The 15,821-nt window shown below is 44.1% G+C and carries 18 protein-coding genes; 9 read left to right on the forward strand and 9 right to left on the reverse strand.

The annotated features are described in order from the left end of the window. Positions 1-978, forward strand: a complete 978-nt coding sequence (locus Q0230_RS00280) for a contractile injection system protein, VgrG/Pvc8 family (RefSeq protein WP_298606960.1) — start codon at positions 1-3, stop codon at positions 976-978. Between the two features lie 138 nt (positions 979-1,116). Here Q0230_RS00280 and Q0230_RS00285 read toward each other — a convergent pair whose 3' ends face one another. After that, the gene (locus tag Q0230_RS00285; RefSeq protein ID WP_298606962.1) at positions 1,117-1,689 is read right to left on the reverse strand and encodes a recombinase family protein; all 573 of its coding nucleotides are present in this window, start codon (positions 1,687-1,689) and stop codon (positions 1,117-1,119) included. Between the two features lie 472 nt (positions 1,690-2,161). Here Q0230_RS00285 and Q0230_RS00290 point away from each other — a divergent pair, with 472 nt between their 5' ends. Genes Q0230_RS00290 through Q0230_RS00320 form a run of 7 tightly spaced genes read left to right on the forward strand, consistent with a single transcriptional unit; the run spans position 2,162 to position 7,482 of the window. Beyond that, entirely contained in the window at positions 2,162-3,346 is a 1,185-nt protein-coding gene (locus Q0230_RS00290; RefSeq protein ID WP_298606964.1) for a urate hydroxylase PuuD, read from the forward strand. A 44-nt stretch (positions 3,347-3,390) separates the two neighbouring features. Then, a complete protein-coding gene (gene puuE / locus Q0230_RS00295) occupies positions 3,391-4,320 on the forward strand; it encodes an allantoinase PuuE (protein ID WP_298606966.1) in 930 nt (309 codons plus the stop codon). After that, complete coding sequence (gene uraD, locus Q0230_RS00300) at positions 4,317-4,826, forward strand: 2-oxo-4-hydroxy-4-carboxy-5-ureidoimidazoline decarboxylase (RefSeq protein ID WP_298606968.1); 510 nt, start codon at positions 4,317-4,319, stop codon at positions 4,824-4,826. The genes puuE and uraD overlap by 4 nt, the downstream gene beginning before the upstream one ends. A 54-nt stretch (positions 4,827-4,880) precedes the next feature. Beyond that, positions 4,881-5,876 carry an allantoicase gene (gene alc, locus Q0230_RS00305; protein ID WP_298606970.1) on the forward strand — a complete coding sequence of 332 codons (996 nt, stop codon included), beginning with the start codon at positions 4,881-4,883 and terminating at the stop codon, positions 5,874-5,876. 1 nt (position 5,877) lies between these two features. Next, on the forward strand, positions 5,878-6,378 hold the full coding sequence (locus tag Q0230_RS00310) for an ureidoglycolate lyase (RefSeq protein WP_298606972.1): 501 nt from the start codon (positions 5,878-5,880) through the stop codon (positions 6,376-6,378). Positions 6,379-6,408: 30 nt separating this feature from the next. Continuing rightward, complete coding sequence (locus tag Q0230_RS00315; RefSeq protein ID WP_298606974.1) at positions 6,409-6,645, forward strand: hypothetical protein; 237 nt, start codon at positions 6,409-6,411, stop codon at positions 6,643-6,645. A gap of 18 nt (positions 6,646-6,663) precedes the next feature. Continuing rightward, positions 6,664-7,482 carry a hypothetical protein gene (locus Q0230_RS00320; protein WP_298606976.1) on the forward strand — a complete coding sequence of 273 codons (819 nt, stop codon included), beginning with the start codon at positions 6,664-6,666 and terminating at the stop codon, positions 7,480-7,482. Here Q0230_RS00320 and Q0230_RS00325 read toward each other — a convergent pair. Further along, positions 7,468-8,055 (reverse strand): aminodeoxychorismate/anthranilate synthase component II, encoded by a 588-nt coding sequence (locus tag Q0230_RS00325; protein WP_298606978.1) that lies wholly within the window; start codon positions 8,053-8,055, stop codon positions 7,468-7,470. The genes Q0230_RS00320 and Q0230_RS00325 overlap by 15 nt on opposite strands. 142 nt (positions 8,056-8,197) lie before the next feature. Between Q0230_RS00325 and Q0230_RS00330 the strand changes: the two genes are divergently transcribed. Beyond that, positions 8,198-9,811, forward strand: a complete 1,614-nt coding sequence (locus Q0230_RS00330; RefSeq protein ID WP_298606980.1) for a cellulase family glycosylhydrolase — start codon at positions 8,198-8,200, stop codon at positions 9,809-9,811. Positions 9,812-9,817: 6 nt separating this feature from the next. On the opposite strand, the gene trpE is transcribed toward Q0230_RS00330, so the two are convergent. The 7 genes from trpE to Q0230_RS00365 all read right to left on the reverse strand — a co-directional run bounded on the left by trpE (position 9,818) and on the right by Q0230_RS00365 (position 15,765). Continuing rightward, positions 9,818-11,299, reverse strand: a complete 1,482-nt coding sequence (trpE, locus tag Q0230_RS00335; protein ID WP_298606981.1) for an anthranilate synthase component I — start codon at positions 11,297-11,299, stop codon at positions 9,818-9,820. Positions 11,300-11,390: 91 nt separating this feature from the next. After that, a complete protein-coding gene (locus Q0230_RS00340; protein WP_298606983.1) occupies positions 11,391-12,071 on the reverse strand; it encodes a phosphoglycolate phosphatase in 681 nt (226 codons plus the stop codon). Then, a complete protein-coding gene (gene rpe / locus Q0230_RS00345) occupies positions 12,071-12,769 on the reverse strand; it encodes a ribulose-phosphate 3-epimerase (protein ID WP_298606985.1) in 699 nt (232 codons plus the stop codon). Before rpe ends, Q0230_RS00340 begins: the two co-directional genes overlap by 1 nt. A gap of 87 nt (positions 12,770-12,856) precedes the next feature. Further along, positions 12,857-13,510 (reverse strand): outer membrane beta-barrel protein, encoded by a 654-nt coding sequence (locus tag Q0230_RS00350; RefSeq protein ID WP_298606987.1) that lies wholly within the window; start codon positions 13,508-13,510, stop codon positions 12,857-12,859. Positions 13,511-13,555: 45 nt separating this feature from the next. Next, entirely contained in the window at positions 13,556-14,185 is a 630-nt protein-coding gene (locus Q0230_RS00355; RefSeq protein WP_298606989.1) for an outer membrane beta-barrel protein, read from the reverse strand. Between the two features lie 42 nt (positions 14,186-14,227). Beyond that, positions 14,228-14,812 carry a porin family protein gene (locus tag Q0230_RS00360; protein ID WP_298606991.1) on the reverse strand — a complete coding sequence of 195 codons (585 nt, stop codon included), beginning with the start codon at positions 14,810-14,812 and terminating at the stop codon, positions 14,228-14,230. A 152-nt stretch (positions 14,813-14,964) separates the two neighbouring features. After that, entirely contained in the window at positions 14,965-15,765 is an 801-nt protein-coding gene (locus Q0230_RS00365) for an outer membrane protein assembly factor BamD (RefSeq protein ID WP_298606993.1), read from the reverse strand. Between the last annotated feature and the right edge of the window lie 56 nt (positions 15,766-15,821).

Raw genomic sequence — 15,821 nt, forward strand, 5'->3', positions numbered from 1 at the left:
ATGCAGCCAATTTTCAAAATTGAAGCGGATGGTGTGGAGGTGACGGCTCGTTTTAAACCTTATTTGGTTGAGCTGAGTGTGCACGATAGCAGCGGGTTTGATTCGGACACACTCGAAATTCGCCTGAGTAATGCGGGCGGCGTGATTGCCCCGATTCGGCGCGGGGTCGTGCTGAAGGTTTGGCTAGGGCAACGAGTAGCGGGGGCTCAAACGCTTTATTTTAAGGGGTCGTATTATGTGGATGAGTGCAGCGAGTCAGGCGCACCGGACGAGCTCACGATACATGCCAAGTCGGCGGATATGATAGGCGAAGGTAAAGTGCTGCGCACGCAAGTTTATCAGAGCACGACATTAGGCACGGTGCTGGAGGCCGTAGCGGGTCGTAATGGTTGGCAAGTAGCGGTCGGCGCTGCGTATCGAAACATTGTTATTGGTTGGCTATTGCAACAAGATGAGTCGGATTTGGCTTTTATGAGCCGCCTTGGAAGCAGTTATGGGGCGGTGGCGACGGTCAAAGACTCGCGGCTGGTGTTTGTGCAGCAAGGCGCCTTGCAGACTCAATCCGGCCAAAGCATGCCGCAGATTACGGTTAATTATGGCGATTGCAGCCAGTGGAGTTATCAGGAGCTGGGGCGGGGCGAATATGCCGGTGCAGTGGCGAATTGGCGGGATGATGAGGGTAACTCAGGTACGGTGACTCGCGGCAGTAGTCCGGTTTGGGTGTTGCGCGAACTATTCGACTCGGAAGAACGGGCGGGTGAGGCGGCTGATGAGGAGCTGCGGCGCTTGGCGGGTGGGAGCAATACGCTATCGCTGACGCTGGCTAGTGCGAATCCGGCACTCACAGCAGAAGCCGAGATCATTGCGCGTGGATTTAGGTCGCATATTGATGGGCAGCGTTGGGTTGCCAAGGATTGCACGTTGACACTCGGATCATCGGGGTTTAGTGGCTCGGTGGAGTGTGAGCGGTATGTGTAAATATTAATTAAAAATGAGAGCGATGAGCCAGTGCGGAAACACCAGCTCGTCGTCTTTGCTTGTGAGTGTTTGTCGGGTGGCTCGAAATATGGTGATAGCGTGTGCAGAAGTTGGCGGAAAAAGAATGGGAAATGAAGTTCATGTTTGCTCTAGGTTTTTCATATCTAACAACCTATAAACAGTATTTCGCGAAATGCCATATTTGGCCGCCAGCGCTTCCTTGCTGAGTAATCCTGCTGTGGCTTCTGCTTTTAGTAGTTGAACCTTATCGGGCGTTAAGGAAGGTCTACGCCCAAACTTCACGCCCTTTTGCTTTGCGGCTTCGCGTCCTTCCGCAGTGCGGGTATTGATCAGGTCACGTTCAAATTCGGCAATCGAGCCAAGAATATTCAGCAGTAGCTTACCGGTGGCATGGCTGGTATCTAAGCCTGCTTGGTCTAAAACCTTGAAAGCAACCTTCTTGACCTCCAGTTCGTGGATGATTTGCCAAAGATCACCCATAGAGCGTGCGAGTCGGTCTAATTTGGTAATGGTGAAAACATCGCCTTCACGCGCAAACTCGATGGCACGTTTTAATTCAGGTCGATTGTCGGCAAGTTTTCCACTTTGCTTTTCGTGAAAAATTTTCTCGCAGCCTTCATTTTGTAATTTAGCAATCTGAGTTTCTAGATCTTGGCCAACCGTACTGACTCGTGCATAACCAATTTTCATGTTTTAAAAATTCTAGGATTTATGATAATCAATTCTGGCACAAGTTTTGGTACATCTGCAAGTGGCGAAAAATGCAGGTTGCTGAAGACAAAGTGTGTGTATCGAAATTTGAAAGTTTTGGGACAGTAGAAACGGTCGCTGTTTTAGGCTAAAGTAATTGTAAGGTATTGTTTTTAAAGATGGGTAGTGTCTTGATTTAGGCTAAAAATTTATTTTAAGTGTCTGTTTATTAAAGTGATAGTAATTTCCTTAAAATCCCTCGGATGGTAACATCCGTGCCGGTTCGACTCCGGCTCTGGGCACCACTTAGTCATCTAAGAAAATCTAAAGAATACATAAAGCCTTGAAATCTAACGGTTTCAGGGCTTTTTTATTAACTAGCTCTTACGCACATTTGTACTCAGTTTTTAAAAAGATTGAGTACAAAAATAGGTCGTGCTAGATTTTAGTAATCGACCACAAGGGTTTAGTAATGGAAACAATCTTAGTGGAGTGGGCTAGCCTCGCCATACGTTGGATACATATCATTACCGCCTTTGCATGGATCGGCGCTTCTTTTTATTTCAATTGGTTACTGAACCATCTCCTTCAAGCAGATAATCCAAAAATTGCAGGCCAGCTTTGGGCCTTGCATGCAGGTGGCTTTTTCAATATTGAAAAACGTAATATCGAACCCGGCCAGCTACCTGCGCCACTGCATTGGTTTAAGTGGGAGTCTTATTGGACGTGGATCAGCGGTTTTACCTTGTTGGTGATTACCTACTATCTCGGTGCAGATGCTTATTTAATTGATCCCAGTGTCTTAGCTTTAGAGCCTTGGCAAGCAGTTCTGATCAGCTTAAGTTTCTTAGCAGGCAGTTGGTTAGTCTATCACTTCTTATGGAAAAGCGAGTTTGCGCGCAAGAAAACCAATTTAGCTAAAGTAATCACCGCAGGTTTTATCGTATTGCTGGCGATAGCACTGACACACATTTTTAGTGGACGTGGTGCCTTTTTACAACTGGGGGCGATATTAGCGACTTGGATGACTGGGAATGTTTTTTTCGTGATCATGCCCAGCCAACGTAAATTAGTTAAAGCCATTGTGGAGGGCTTGCCGCAAGACAAACGTTTAAGTGAGGAAGCCGGTTGGCGTTCGCTACATAATAATTATCTGACTTTGCCAGTGATGTTTTGCATGATCAGTAATCACTATCCTGCAAGCTTTGGGAGTAACTGGAATTGGGCAGTGCTAATGGGCTTATTTGTAGTCGGTGGCCTAGTTCGCCACTACTTTAATGCTCGCACTAAAGTGGGTAATTGGAGGCCTTTGTGGTTATTGATTCTTGGTTTCGTGATTTTTGCAGCTACGGCTCTGTTTGCAAGTTATCCGCAAATTAAAGTGAGTTTGGAACAAGCATCTGCAATTAGCTATAACCAAGTTCAACCAGTGTTTACACAGCGTTGTGTGACTTGCCATGCCGCCCAAACGACGCATCCTGCTTTTCCAGTAGCCCCCAAAGGTGTGCGGTTAGAAACCGAAGAGCAAGTTCGTCAGCAAGCCGCTTTGATTGCAATGCAAGTTTCTTCTAAAGCCATGCCTTTAGGGAATCTCACACAAATGACTGAGGAAGAGCGGGCTTTGGTGCTGAAATGGGCGCAACAGGTAAAGCCATAAGATTTGTGCTTACCCACTAAGCTTTTACAGAGGATAAAAATCGGATGACGGTAGTGACATCTTATCCCCGTGATTTAATCGGTTATGCTGATCAAGTGCCGCAAGCGAATTGGCCAGGCGGGGCACGCATAGCAGTACAGTTTGTTTTGAATTACGAGGAAGGGGGTGAGAACTGTATTTTGCATGGTGATGCTGCCTCTGAAACTTTTCTTTCGGAGATTATTGGTGCACGTGCTTATGAGGGCATGCGCCATCCGAGTATGGAGTCCCTCTATGAATATGGCAGCCGTGCGGGCTTTTGGCGGATTTATAACTTATTCGCTGATCGACAGATTCCCCTTACGATTTTTGGGGTAGCGATGGCTTTGGAGCGTAATCCACGCGCAGTTGAGGCCATGCTAACAGCAGGCTTTGAAATTTGCAGTCATGGTTGGCGCTGGCTTGATTATCAATTCATGGCTAAAGAGTTAGAGCATGAACATATGCAGCGGGCGATTGAGATTATCGAGCGTATGACAGGTGAAAAACCGAAAGGTTGGTATACCGGACGCAATAGCCCAAATACACGTGAGCTGCTGATTGAGCAGGGCGGCTTTGTGTATGATGCGGATGATTATAGCGATGATTTGCCATTCTGGGTAAAGGTACAAGGCAAAGATCATTTGGTTGTGCCTTATACCCTCGATACGAATGATATGCGCTTTGCTAGCCCCCAAGGTTTTAATAGTGGCGAACAGTATTTTCAGTATCTGAAAGATGCATTTGATGTCTTGTATGCTGAAGGGGCTACCACACCGAAAATGCTCTCGATTGGCTTACACTGCCGGATTGTTGGGCGGCCTGCACGCTTTGCGGCTTTACAGCGCTTTGTTGATTATGTACAGCGACATCAAGATGTTTGGTTGTGTCGACGCATTGATATTGCTGAACATTGGCGGAAAGAGCATCCAGCACCTGTGGGAACTGCAATATGAAAATATCAGTCGCGCGGTTAAATACTTTAGATCAAGCAGAGTTTGTCCGTTTACTAGGCGGCATTTACGAGCATTCACCCTGGATGGCAGAACGCACTTGGCAAGCTCGCCCTTTTGCAGATCAGGAGGCTTTACTACAAGCTTTTAGAGCAGCTTTGGGCAAGGCTTCAAAAGCAGAGCAATTAGCCCTCATTCGAGCGCATCCTGATTTAGCAGGGAAAGTGGCTTTGCAGGGTGAGTTAACCGTGGAGTCGAGCAAAGAGCAAGCGAGTGCTGGTTTGGATCAATGTAACGCTGAAGAGTTAGTGCGTTTTACAGAGCTAAATACCGCTTATAAACAGAAGTTCGCTTTTCCTTTTATTATGGCTGTGAAAAATGCAACACGAGCACAAATTTTGCAAGGATTTGAGCAGCGGATTCATCATAGTTCTCAACAGGAGTTTGCGACGGCCTTGGCTGAAATTAATCGTATCGCGGGTTATCGCCTGAGTGAATTGTTTGAGTAGATCATGGTAGTTCCGATAAATACCTTCTGAAAAATAAAGCAGTGAGTATTTGCAATGTCTGATTTATTAACCCAGTTACAAACTCAATATGTTGATCTAGCCCAGCCTCGCCTTGGCGCAGCAGCTATTTCAGCCACGGATGAGTTCTTTGCGCCTTTATATCGCTTATTGAATCCAGAACCGGCTGTCTTCATTCCTGGTAAATACGATGAAAATGGCAAATGGATGGATGGCTGGGAAACCCGCCGTAAACGTGGTGATGGTTATGATTATGCGATTATTCAACTATGTCCCGGCCTGATTCATGGTGTAGATATTGATACCTCGCATTTCACAGGTAATTATGCCCCTTCAGTGAGCATTGATGCCTGTCATAGTGCAAATCCACCCGATGCCACTACGCGCTGGACGCAGATTTTGGATGCTCGCGCGTTACAGGGTAATAGCCACAATGTATTTACGATTGACTCAAAACAAACTTGGAGTTATTTACGCCTCAATATTTATCCAGATGGGGGCATTGCACGCTTACGTGTGTATGGGCAGATACGGCAAGATTTAGCTGCTTTATCTGAAGGCGAAGAGCTAGATTTAGCTGCAATGTTAAACGGTGGGCGTGCTTTGTGTGCTAGCGATATGCATTTTGGGCATATTAGCAATCTCATTGCCCCAGGACGTGGACTCAACATGGGGGATGGTTGGGAAACACGACGGCGGCGTGAGCCTGGGTTTGATTGGGCGATTATTCGCTTAGCAGGTGTTGGTGAAATCTCACGTTTAGTGTTGGATACGGCTCATTTTAAAGGTAATTATCCTTATGAGTGTTCAGTGTATGGCACGCTCTATACCGATGGAAATGAAACTAGTATTGCTGCTCAAAGTTTGTATTGGCAGGAGTTATTGCCCCCCCAAAAAATGGCCGCGGATACTGAGTTTACTTTTGTCGAGCAGTTAAAGAAGATCGGGTTGGTTTCACATATTCGCTTAAATATGTATCCCGATGGCGGGGTAAGTCGTATTCGTGCGTTTGGTCAATTGAGAATGCAATAAGATGGCTTATATTCTAAAGCCTGAGCTACTAACGGCTGCTGCGTTTGCACCTTTTGGGGATGTCATTGAAACTACAGAGCGTGATTTTTACTTAATTAATTATGGCAAAACTGAGCGCTATAGCGATTTGGCAAACTTGGATACTTTAGATAATGCGGGTAAACCTACGGTTAGTATTTTTCGCTCGCAGCCCGTGCAGTTTCCTTTTCGTATTGAAGTGATGGAGCGCCATCCACAAAGTAGCCAAGCTTTTATCTCTTTAGAGCGTAAGCCTTTTTTTACAGTGGTTGCACCTGTCGGTGATCAACCCCTCTTAGGGCAGATACGTCTATTTCTAGTTGGTGCTCAGCAAGGGATTAATTATCGTCGAGGTGTATGGCATCACTATATGTTTAGCCCTGAAGATGTACGTGATTTTATTTGTTTGGATCGTACGGGTGGCACGGGAAACAATTGCGACGAGTATCGGTTTAGCGAAGAAATCCTAATTGAAGCCTGCTAATCTCGAATCTTTTAATCAAGGAGTCATGCAATGATCGTATTAACCAATAAAGATACTGGGATTGAAATCGGAACTATCACTGAAGTTCAACTACAGTTTTTAGTCGATCAACTGGAAGAAGAAAGCCCAAGCGATACCGATTATTGGCTCAACCGTGCTGAGCTAGAGATCTTTAAGGAAAATGGAGCTGATCCAGAGCTAGTGGGTTTATTAGAGCGCGGTATGGGGGAGGCTGAGGATATGGAAGTGAGTTGGGTACGACGCTAAAACTTATAACGATCTGCTATGCAGTCTTTATATGCACTTACTAAAAGAGTTACGGCTGGTTTTTATTTTAAAAGTAAGCAAACAGCTATAATTTATTATGTCTATATAAACCCCAATAAAGATTGGAGGCAACTTGTTCTAAGCCAACTTAGGGATATAAATAGTACTGGAGTTTTATCAGTAGCTGATTTGTATATAGTTGTTTCCAATCCATCGGGTGTGGAAAATATAGAGGCTTTCTTTACAAAAATAAAACCTCGCTATAAAAAAATTGAATATTATAGTGAGAATAAATTTGAATATTGGGGGGTGAATTTTGTTTGGTCACTTGCACAAGCACATAAGAAATATAAGTACTTTGTATACTTGCACACGAAAGGAATGACCCATTCCGAACCAGGGCGAATTAAGGTCGAGGAAATTTTGACGCGCTCTATCTTTAAAGATTGGCAGTTGTGTATTAAATTATTTCAGGAAAAGGATAAAATCAATAAGATTGGCCTGTTTCCAGCGCGAAAGCTTAAGAAGCTTAAAAATCAAGAGGAAATAGTTAGAGGTGGATGGATATGGTATAATTTTTGGTGGGCTAGAGCTTCTTATATCAGAAAATTGGAGCAACCAAAAATCGATCCTAAACATCGTTTTTACTATGAAGAATGGCTATCCTATACCACCCCAGATAATGCTGATAAACTTGTCGATAACTTTTCTATTTATAGTATGACTATGAATACTTATTCTAATCAAGAGGCTCTTGATAATACCGAAATTCTTATTAGAAATGATGCTGTGATAAGCGACCATAATTTGGATAAGGGGAATTTACTTCCCCTCTAAAAAATTCTGCAGCATTGCATGTCCATGCTCTGTCAAAATCGATTCTGGATGAAATTGTACCCCCTCAACAGGCAAATGCTTATGGCGCACGCCCATGATCTCGTCGATTCTGCCGTCTTCAGTTTCTGTCCATGCAGTAACTTCTAAACAGTCTGGTAGGCTTTCTTGCTCAATCACTAAGGAATGATAGCGGGTGGCTTCAAAGGGGCTAGGTAGATTAGTAAAAACACCAATACCTTTATGATGAATCATCGAGGTTTTACCATGCATAATTTCCTTAGCACGAATAATCTTGCCACCGAAGGCTTGACCAATTGACTGATGACCTAAGCAAACACCAAGAATGGGCCATTTACCCGCATAGCGTTCTAAAGTAGGGACTGAAATACCAGCTTCTGTAGGGGTGCAAGGACCGGGGGAGAGTACGATTCTTTCAGGTGCAATGCTCTCAATGGCCTCCACTGGAATTTCATCATTCCGCACCACTTGGACTTCAGTTCCCAACTCGCCGAAATACTGCACTAAGTTGTAGGTAAACGAGTCGTAATTGTCGACCATCAGTATCTTTTGCATAGCGATCTTCAGTTAGAATCTCAAAAGCTAAAGATTAACCTAGTCTGCGTAGAAGCGCACCTTTATCCTAGGTGAAATGCAAGGTTCGTTAGTGTGCCATTGCTTCAAAGTCATCCTTAATTTTGCTCATTATGAGGTTTGTATGCAGTTAAACTTACGCGCGCAAGCGCTGGCTTTTAGTGTTGGTTTGGGCGTAGTGATGACGACAGGGCTCAGTGATGCGAGCAGTGTACCGCTTAACCTAAACATATCTAAAGCCAGTACAGGCTTTCTTAAAGTGAGCGGAAGCCAAATTCAGGATGCCCAAGGTAAAGCTATCCACTTACGTGGAGTGAATATTCATACCTATTACTATCAATATCAATGGGATAAAACAGCACCTCTCAAAAATGCTACTGAAGCAGATATTAAATATCTGAAATCGCTTGGGGTAAACAGTATTCGTTTAGGTTTGCATTGGCAGTATTTTCAATCGGGCTTAGGTTATCAGCTGATTGATAATTACGTGAAATGGTGTGAAAACGCAGGTATTTATTTAATTCTAGATATGCATGTTGTTCCACCGGAAACTGCAGTTGGGCAAGGTAAGATTTGGAATAATACTGTCGCTAAGCAAAAATTCGTTAATCTTTGGAAAGCCATTGCCACTCGTTATGCCGATAAGAAAATCATCGCGGGTTATGACTTATTTAACGAGCCTAGTCCTGCAGATGCACAAAAGTGGTGGAACCTCGCTGATAGTGCTATCAGCACCATTCGCACTGTCGATAAAAACCATATGTTCTTTATTGAGCCTGCTTCTACTAAAGAATCTAGTTTCCAATTAGTGAATGATACTAATGTGGTTTACTCTTTCCATGATTATCAGCCCTATCTGATTAGTTATGCGGGCTATGCTGGCGCAAGTGACTCACCTGTACCCACTGACTATAACTACCCCGGTGTAGTTTTAAAGGATGTATATATAAGCAACTGGGGGAAAGGTTTTAATGTAATTAAGCCATTAACAAATTGGGAGCATTTAGAAAGTCATGAACTGACTGTGCCTGCAAATGTTGAGTTTGCTGCACTAAGCATTGCTGCTGTAAGGAATGTGGGTAATGTTTGGATTGATGATATTACTGTTACTCAAAATGGTAGTTCTTTTAATGTTGTGAATGGGAGTATGGAAAAGGCCTCCATTAATAATAATCAACAGCCTGCTAATTGGGTGTTTGCGGGTAATGGAGATTTTTCTGGTAGTTGGGATAATACAGTTAATCGGCCAGACGATGTCTCTGGCGGACATTCAAGCCTCAAAATAACTGGGAGTAATGGTGGTGGAACTTGGAGTCAAACGAATCAATTCTATACAGCCCCTTTAATTAAAGTAAAGGAAGGGGATAAGTTAAGTTTACAAGCTTGGTTCTATGCGCCAGAGTTAAAAAATGCTGAGTTTGGCTTAAGCTTAGCTTATCTAAACGGTAATTATGAGCTTTATACTAAGGATCAGCTAACTACCGATATTCAACCCTATGTAACTTGGGCAAGGAATAATAATGTGCCATTGTATGTAGGTGAATTTGGTGCTTTATCCACGGCTAAAGGTTCTTCGCGTTATAACTTGGTGCGCGATAAAATAAGTGTGATGAATGAAGCCGGTTTAAGTTGGTCGTTGTGGGCCTATAGAGACCTTGGTAAGCCTTATTTCGGTCTCTATTCAGATCAACAATTAGATAAGCGTTTAGCTGGTATTCTCAAAAACGGTTTACAGTAAGTAAAATTATTTATGCCTACCGTTTAAACCTGACAAGGCAGCACTGGCAGCGCGAAATACCGCTCTACCTTTGTTCATGGTTTCATCCCACTCCATTTGTGGGATGGAGTCATAAACTACACCAGCACCCGCCTGAATGTGTAGGGTCTCGTCTTTGAGAACCGCAGTACGAATCGCAATCGCCGTATCCATATTACCACTCCAAGACAAATAGCCTACTGCACCTGAATAAATACCACGCTTGACAGGCTCTAGTTCGTCAATGATTTCCATCGCGCGAATTTTCGGTGCACCACTTACAGTGCCAGCGGGGAACGTAGCCCGCAAAACATCCATCGCGCTCAAATTAGGCAAAAGTTTACCAGTCACATTCGAGACAATATGCATCACATGCGAATAACGCTCGACAATCATTTTCTCAGTAAGCTTTACTGAGCCGATTTCACTCACTCGACCTGTATCGTTGCGGCCTAGGTCAATCAGCATCAAGTGTTCGGCCAGCTCTTTAGGATCATTTAGTAATTCTTGTTCAAGTTCCTGATCACGCTGTTCGGTGTCACCACGCCGCCGAGTGCCTGCAATAGGACGTACTGTGATCGTATCGTCTTCTAAACGTACTAAAATCTCAGGTGAGGAACCCACAATATGAAAATCGCCTAAATTGAGGAAGTACATATAGGGGGAAGGATTTAAGCGCCGCAAGGCACGATATAAATCTAAAGGTGGAGCGGCAAAGGGAATGCTCATGCGCTGCGAGAGCACCACCTGCATGATGTCACCTGCCTTAATGTATTCCTTAGCAGTCAAGACCGCATCTTTAAAACCCTGCTCCGTGAAGCCGGAAATAAAATCGCTTTCTTCAACTTGGCGTGAAACAGGCGCGGCTTGATATAAACGCCGTGCTTCCTGTAATTGGCGTTCTAAAGCGTCTAACTTTTTCTGTGCTGGCGTATAGCCATCGGCTGCAGCATGCACAATTAAATGCAATTCACCACGCAGGCTATCAAATACCACCACTTCATCGGAGACCATTAACAGAATATCCGGTGTGCCAATCGGATCAGGCTTTTCTTTGCCTTTAGCCAGTTTCTTTTCGATATAGCGAATGGTTTCATAGCCAAAATAGCCCACTAAACCACCTGTAAAACGCGGTAAATGAGCTAAATCGGGGACTTTAAACTGCTCTTGAAACTCACTAATCCAAGCCAATGGATCAGTGACTTCAAAACTTTCCACTGCTTGATGGGCACGATGAATTTCTACCCGTAAGCCATAAACTTTGATGATAGTTTTTGCAGGAAGACCTAACATCGAATAGCGTCCCCATTTTTCCCCACCTTGCACAGATTCGAATAGATAGGAATAAGGCGCATCGGCAAGCTTTAAATAAGCACTCAGAGGGGTATCGAGATCAGCTAAAATCGTGCGGCTAACCGGAACGCGGTTAAAACCTTGGGTAAAATAGCTAACAAATGTGTCTTGATTCATGACAAGTTCCAAACAAAAGGATTAAGAAAATGGCTGAGTTTAGAGGAAACTCAGGGACGCCATCGTTGCAGTTTGTTTGGAAATAGAGTCATTATTCACACTGAATGAGAGTAGTTAATTCTTGGAGGGAGTCTATCACCGCATCTGGCTGATAGTCACGTATATCTTCACCATGATTATAGCCATAACTGACCGCAATCATTTTAAAACCCGCAGCACGTGCGGCCTGCACATCTGATTTGGAGTCACCCAGCATAATCGCTGCAGAGGCTGATACACCTAATCGTTCCGCAGCATACAAGAGGGGTAGGGGATGTGGTTTTTTTTCTGGCAACGTGTCACCACTAACTATCAAGTCAAAGCGTTCGAACAGACCTAAGTCTTTTAATAGTTTATGCGTAAACTGTTCAGCTTTATTGGTCACACAAGCCACTTTAAGCTGTTGACAGCTTTGTAAAAAGTCTAAGCCTTCTAGTACCCCTGGATAAATTCGGCTGCGTTGAGAGGTGTTTTCTGCGTAGATTTCCATAAAAACGCCTAAGGCTTGCTCAAGTGCGACAGGATCGGCGGGCTGATGCAACTCATTAGTTAAGGCTCGCTCCACTAAGGTCTTGACCCCATTACCAACCCAAGTACGTACCGCTGCTTCGCCACGTTGGGGTAAGCCTAAACGCAACATGGTTTGATCTACAGCATAGGCTAGGTCAGGAACGCTATCAACGAGCGTTCCATCCAGGTCAATTAAGACCAATTTAGCTTGAAATCGACTCATTAAATGGTCGCTTCAGCTAATTGAGCACGAAACTCGGCAAGAATACTGTTATAGCGTTGTGGATCATTGGGGTTGGCTGCACCAAATAGTGCAGAGCCTGCCACGAAAGTATCAGCACCTGCCTCTTTGATTGCGCGGATATTACTGGCTTTCACACCACCATCGATTTCTAAGCGAATATCTAAGCCAGAGTCATCAATGAGCTTTCGCGCTGCACGCAATTTAGATAGTGCAGAAGGAATGAAACTTTGCCCACCAAACCCCGGATTCACCGACATAAGCAAAATCATATCAACTTTATCCAAGATATAGTCCAGCACATTTAACGGCGTGGCAGGATTGAAGACTAAGCCTGCTTTACAGCCTTCAGCACGGATCAATTGCAGAGTGCGGTCAACATGCTCTGAGGCTTCTGGGTGAAAAGTAATGTAAGTTGCCCCCGCTTTAGCAAAATCAGGAATGATGCGATCCACGGGTTTAACCATTAAATGCACATCAATTGGTGCTGTAACACCGTGTTTGCGTAGAGCTTCGCAAACTAAAGGGCCAATCGTGAGATTGGGTACGTAGTGATTATCCATCACATCAAAATGTACAAGGTCGGCACCTGAAGCTAATACGTGGTCGACTTCTTCGCCTAAACGCGCGAAATTCGCCGAAAGAATCGAGGGAGCAATAAAATCGGATTGTCTAGACATGAATGTCTTCCTCAAGGCAAGGCTGAAATGCCCACACTCTAACCTAAGAGCGGGGAAATGTGCAGCCTTACTCTTGAGGTAGAGAATTTACAAGGTGGAATACATAAAGCCAACCGTATAGTTATTCGCGTCTGTTTCATGTTCAGAGCCTGAACCTGTGTTGAAGACATGCTCCCATTCACCGCGTACATGCAGGTTTTGATTGAGTTGATATTGCGCCCCTACACCCACTAAAGGGGAAATACCTTTATCTGTGGTTTCTTCACCTGCTGTATCGAGTGATTCTTTGGTGTTACGTTCCCAGAACATCGCCCCACCTTTACCCATAATTTCTAAGTTGGGCACAACATTAATCGGTAAATAGGCAACACCACTCAATTGATAACCTGCGACTTCATTTTTAACATACACATTTTCTGCTCCGACTTTACCCGCTTTCTCAGCAGTGCCTAACTTGGCATAAGCAAGCTCAGTACCAAACATGGGATTAAAGCGTGCACCACCAAATACTTTCCAACCAGCGGAGCCATCTTCGCAACTACCTTGGAAGAAAGGCATATTACAGGCATCACTTTGCATCGCATAACCCGCACTGACCCCTGCATACATTTTTAAGCCATTGTTAAAGCTAAAGTTGGAGTCAACCGGTGCAGTATTAAAGCCAAATAACCCTTCAGCTTGCACAGCTTCTGCCGTACTCAATAAGCCCAGTATTAAACTCAATAGCATGAGTTTTTTCATGACAAACCCCTCTTAATTCTTCTTGTTTTAACGAGTTCTTAAATCTTAAAAAGTCGAAAAAGTCACACCGACGCTCATTAGATCAATTCCGGTTTCAAAGGCGGTATCTTTAGTGCCAGCATTAAAGGCATGTTCCCATTCGCCACGGATATGCATATTAGGGCTAACCCGATATTGTGCACCTACACCAATTAACGGGCTGATGCCATCATCCGTAGTCGAGGATTTTTCGGCGATTTCTTTTACATCTTTACTACTATCTTGTGACCAACGGGCTACACCCGCTTTGCCAATTAAATCCATATGTGGTGCAACGGGTAAATAGCCAACGGCAGCGGCATAGATAGCGTCCATATCACTGGTTAAATCCGCTTTCAAACGACCATCAGGTGTGTCTTTTGATTCACCCTCAGCTTCGCCAATATGCATATAGCCGACTTCAGCCCCCAACATCCGATTGAATTTCATACCACCATAGACTTTGCCACCGACCGTTAAGCCATCATCAAATGCGCCTTGATTGCTTAAGCCTAAACTCCCACCACCATACAAATGCGCTTGTGGAGAAACTCCCCAGTTTTGTTTTTGGTAACTACCACCCGCCTCGACTGAAGAGGACATGAGTAAGCCTAAGCCCAAAAGCATAGAAGTCACAATGACTGACTTTGTAAACATGATCAAACCCCTATTTGATATAGTTTTATTATTTTTATTAATTTATAGAGAAGAAAAAGTCACACCCACTGACAATAAATCTAAAGGTTGCTTAGCCGTATTATCCTGAGAGATTTGATAGCGTTCCCATTCTGCTCGCACACCCATATTATTTCCAAGGTTATAATTTGCCCCAGCGCCCAGCAGAATGTCGCTGCCCTCCGTTTTGCTAGTACCTGTGGATTTTTTTTGTTCGTTTTTCCACCACCACATGCCTGCTTTACCGAACAATTCAATTTGGCTATTCAGTGGATAGGTAATGACACCAACGGTGTTATAACCTTTGGTGCTCGAACTAGTTTGGTTGTTGTTAGCATCTATACCTTGCTGTTCGCCAAATTGTACGTAACCCCCTTCAACGAAAATCTTATCGTTTAGGCGTACACCGGTATAAGCCTTCCAAGTATTATTAGTTTCACCACAGTTATTCAAACCAGTACAGAATTCTGAAGATGCCGTACCAAGGCTTGCGCCCATATAGTTGGGTGTAGGTGTAGTGACTGGAGTATCGTCATCCGCTTGAACAGCTTGAAAACAGCATAGACACCCAGCCAACACCAAAACTCGCCACGAAAGTGAGTGGTTCATGTTGCCCCTTAATTTTTATTATTTTTTTATTTGGGTTCTTACAACTGGAGTGTAAGGGAGGACAGGCGAAGGGTGAAGAATTTCAGATAAGCGCACTGATAAACGTAGATCTGCCCAAGAAATTTATGGGCAAATCATTGATTATAAATATTTTATTTTCCGGCTTTGAGTTTGGCGGCGCGCTCGGGGAAGTTAGCTTCTAGGACACGCATACTATCAGCTGCTAAATCAGCTTTGCCCAACTGCTGAGCAGCTTGTACTTTAATTTCCAAAGCATCAATTACGACTGGTGAGCCTTGATAATGTTTAATCGCATATTCAGCACGATTAAAAGCCGCTAGCCACGCACCACGCTGCATATAGTATTTAGCCACATTGACTTCAGATTCGGCTAAAGTATTACGCAGATATTGCACCCGTAATTGTGCATCTTTCGCATAAGGGCTATCTGGATAGCGATTAATCACGCGTGAAAAATCATGGAAGGCTTCTTTTTGGCGCACAATATCTAAGTCAGCAATCGAGCGTGGGAAGACACGATCAACCAAGCTGCTACCGCGATTGAAATTTACCAAGCCGCGCAGGTACAAGGCATAGGCCATATCTTTGCTACCTGGATTCATGCGGATAAAGCGGTCAACCATATCTAAAGCGGTATCTGGCTCATCGTATTTATAATAGGCATAAGCCGATTCCAGCTGAGCTTGTTGGGCATGTAAACCAAGCGGATAACGGGCTTCTAAGGATTCGTAAAGTTTAATCGCTTTTTGATAATCAGTGGCTTTGACAGCCGCTTGAGCTTTTTGATAAATAGCTTCAGCCGATAAGCCTTCAGTTTCGTCTTTTTGTTTGTCACTAGAAGAAAACATCGAGCAGGCACTTAGACTAGCGGCGAGCATAAGGCTTAAGGCAATACGAGTGAGAGTTCCTGGTGCTGTTCTACTTATCGACATTTGTTTTATAACACGTATGATGGAATAAAGTTGGAAGTATACCGCATTCATTGGTT

Source organism: uncultured Thiothrix sp., assembly GCF_937876535.1.
GTDB lineage: Bacteria > Pseudomonadota > Gammaproteobacteria > Thiotrichales > Thiotrichaceae > Thiolinea.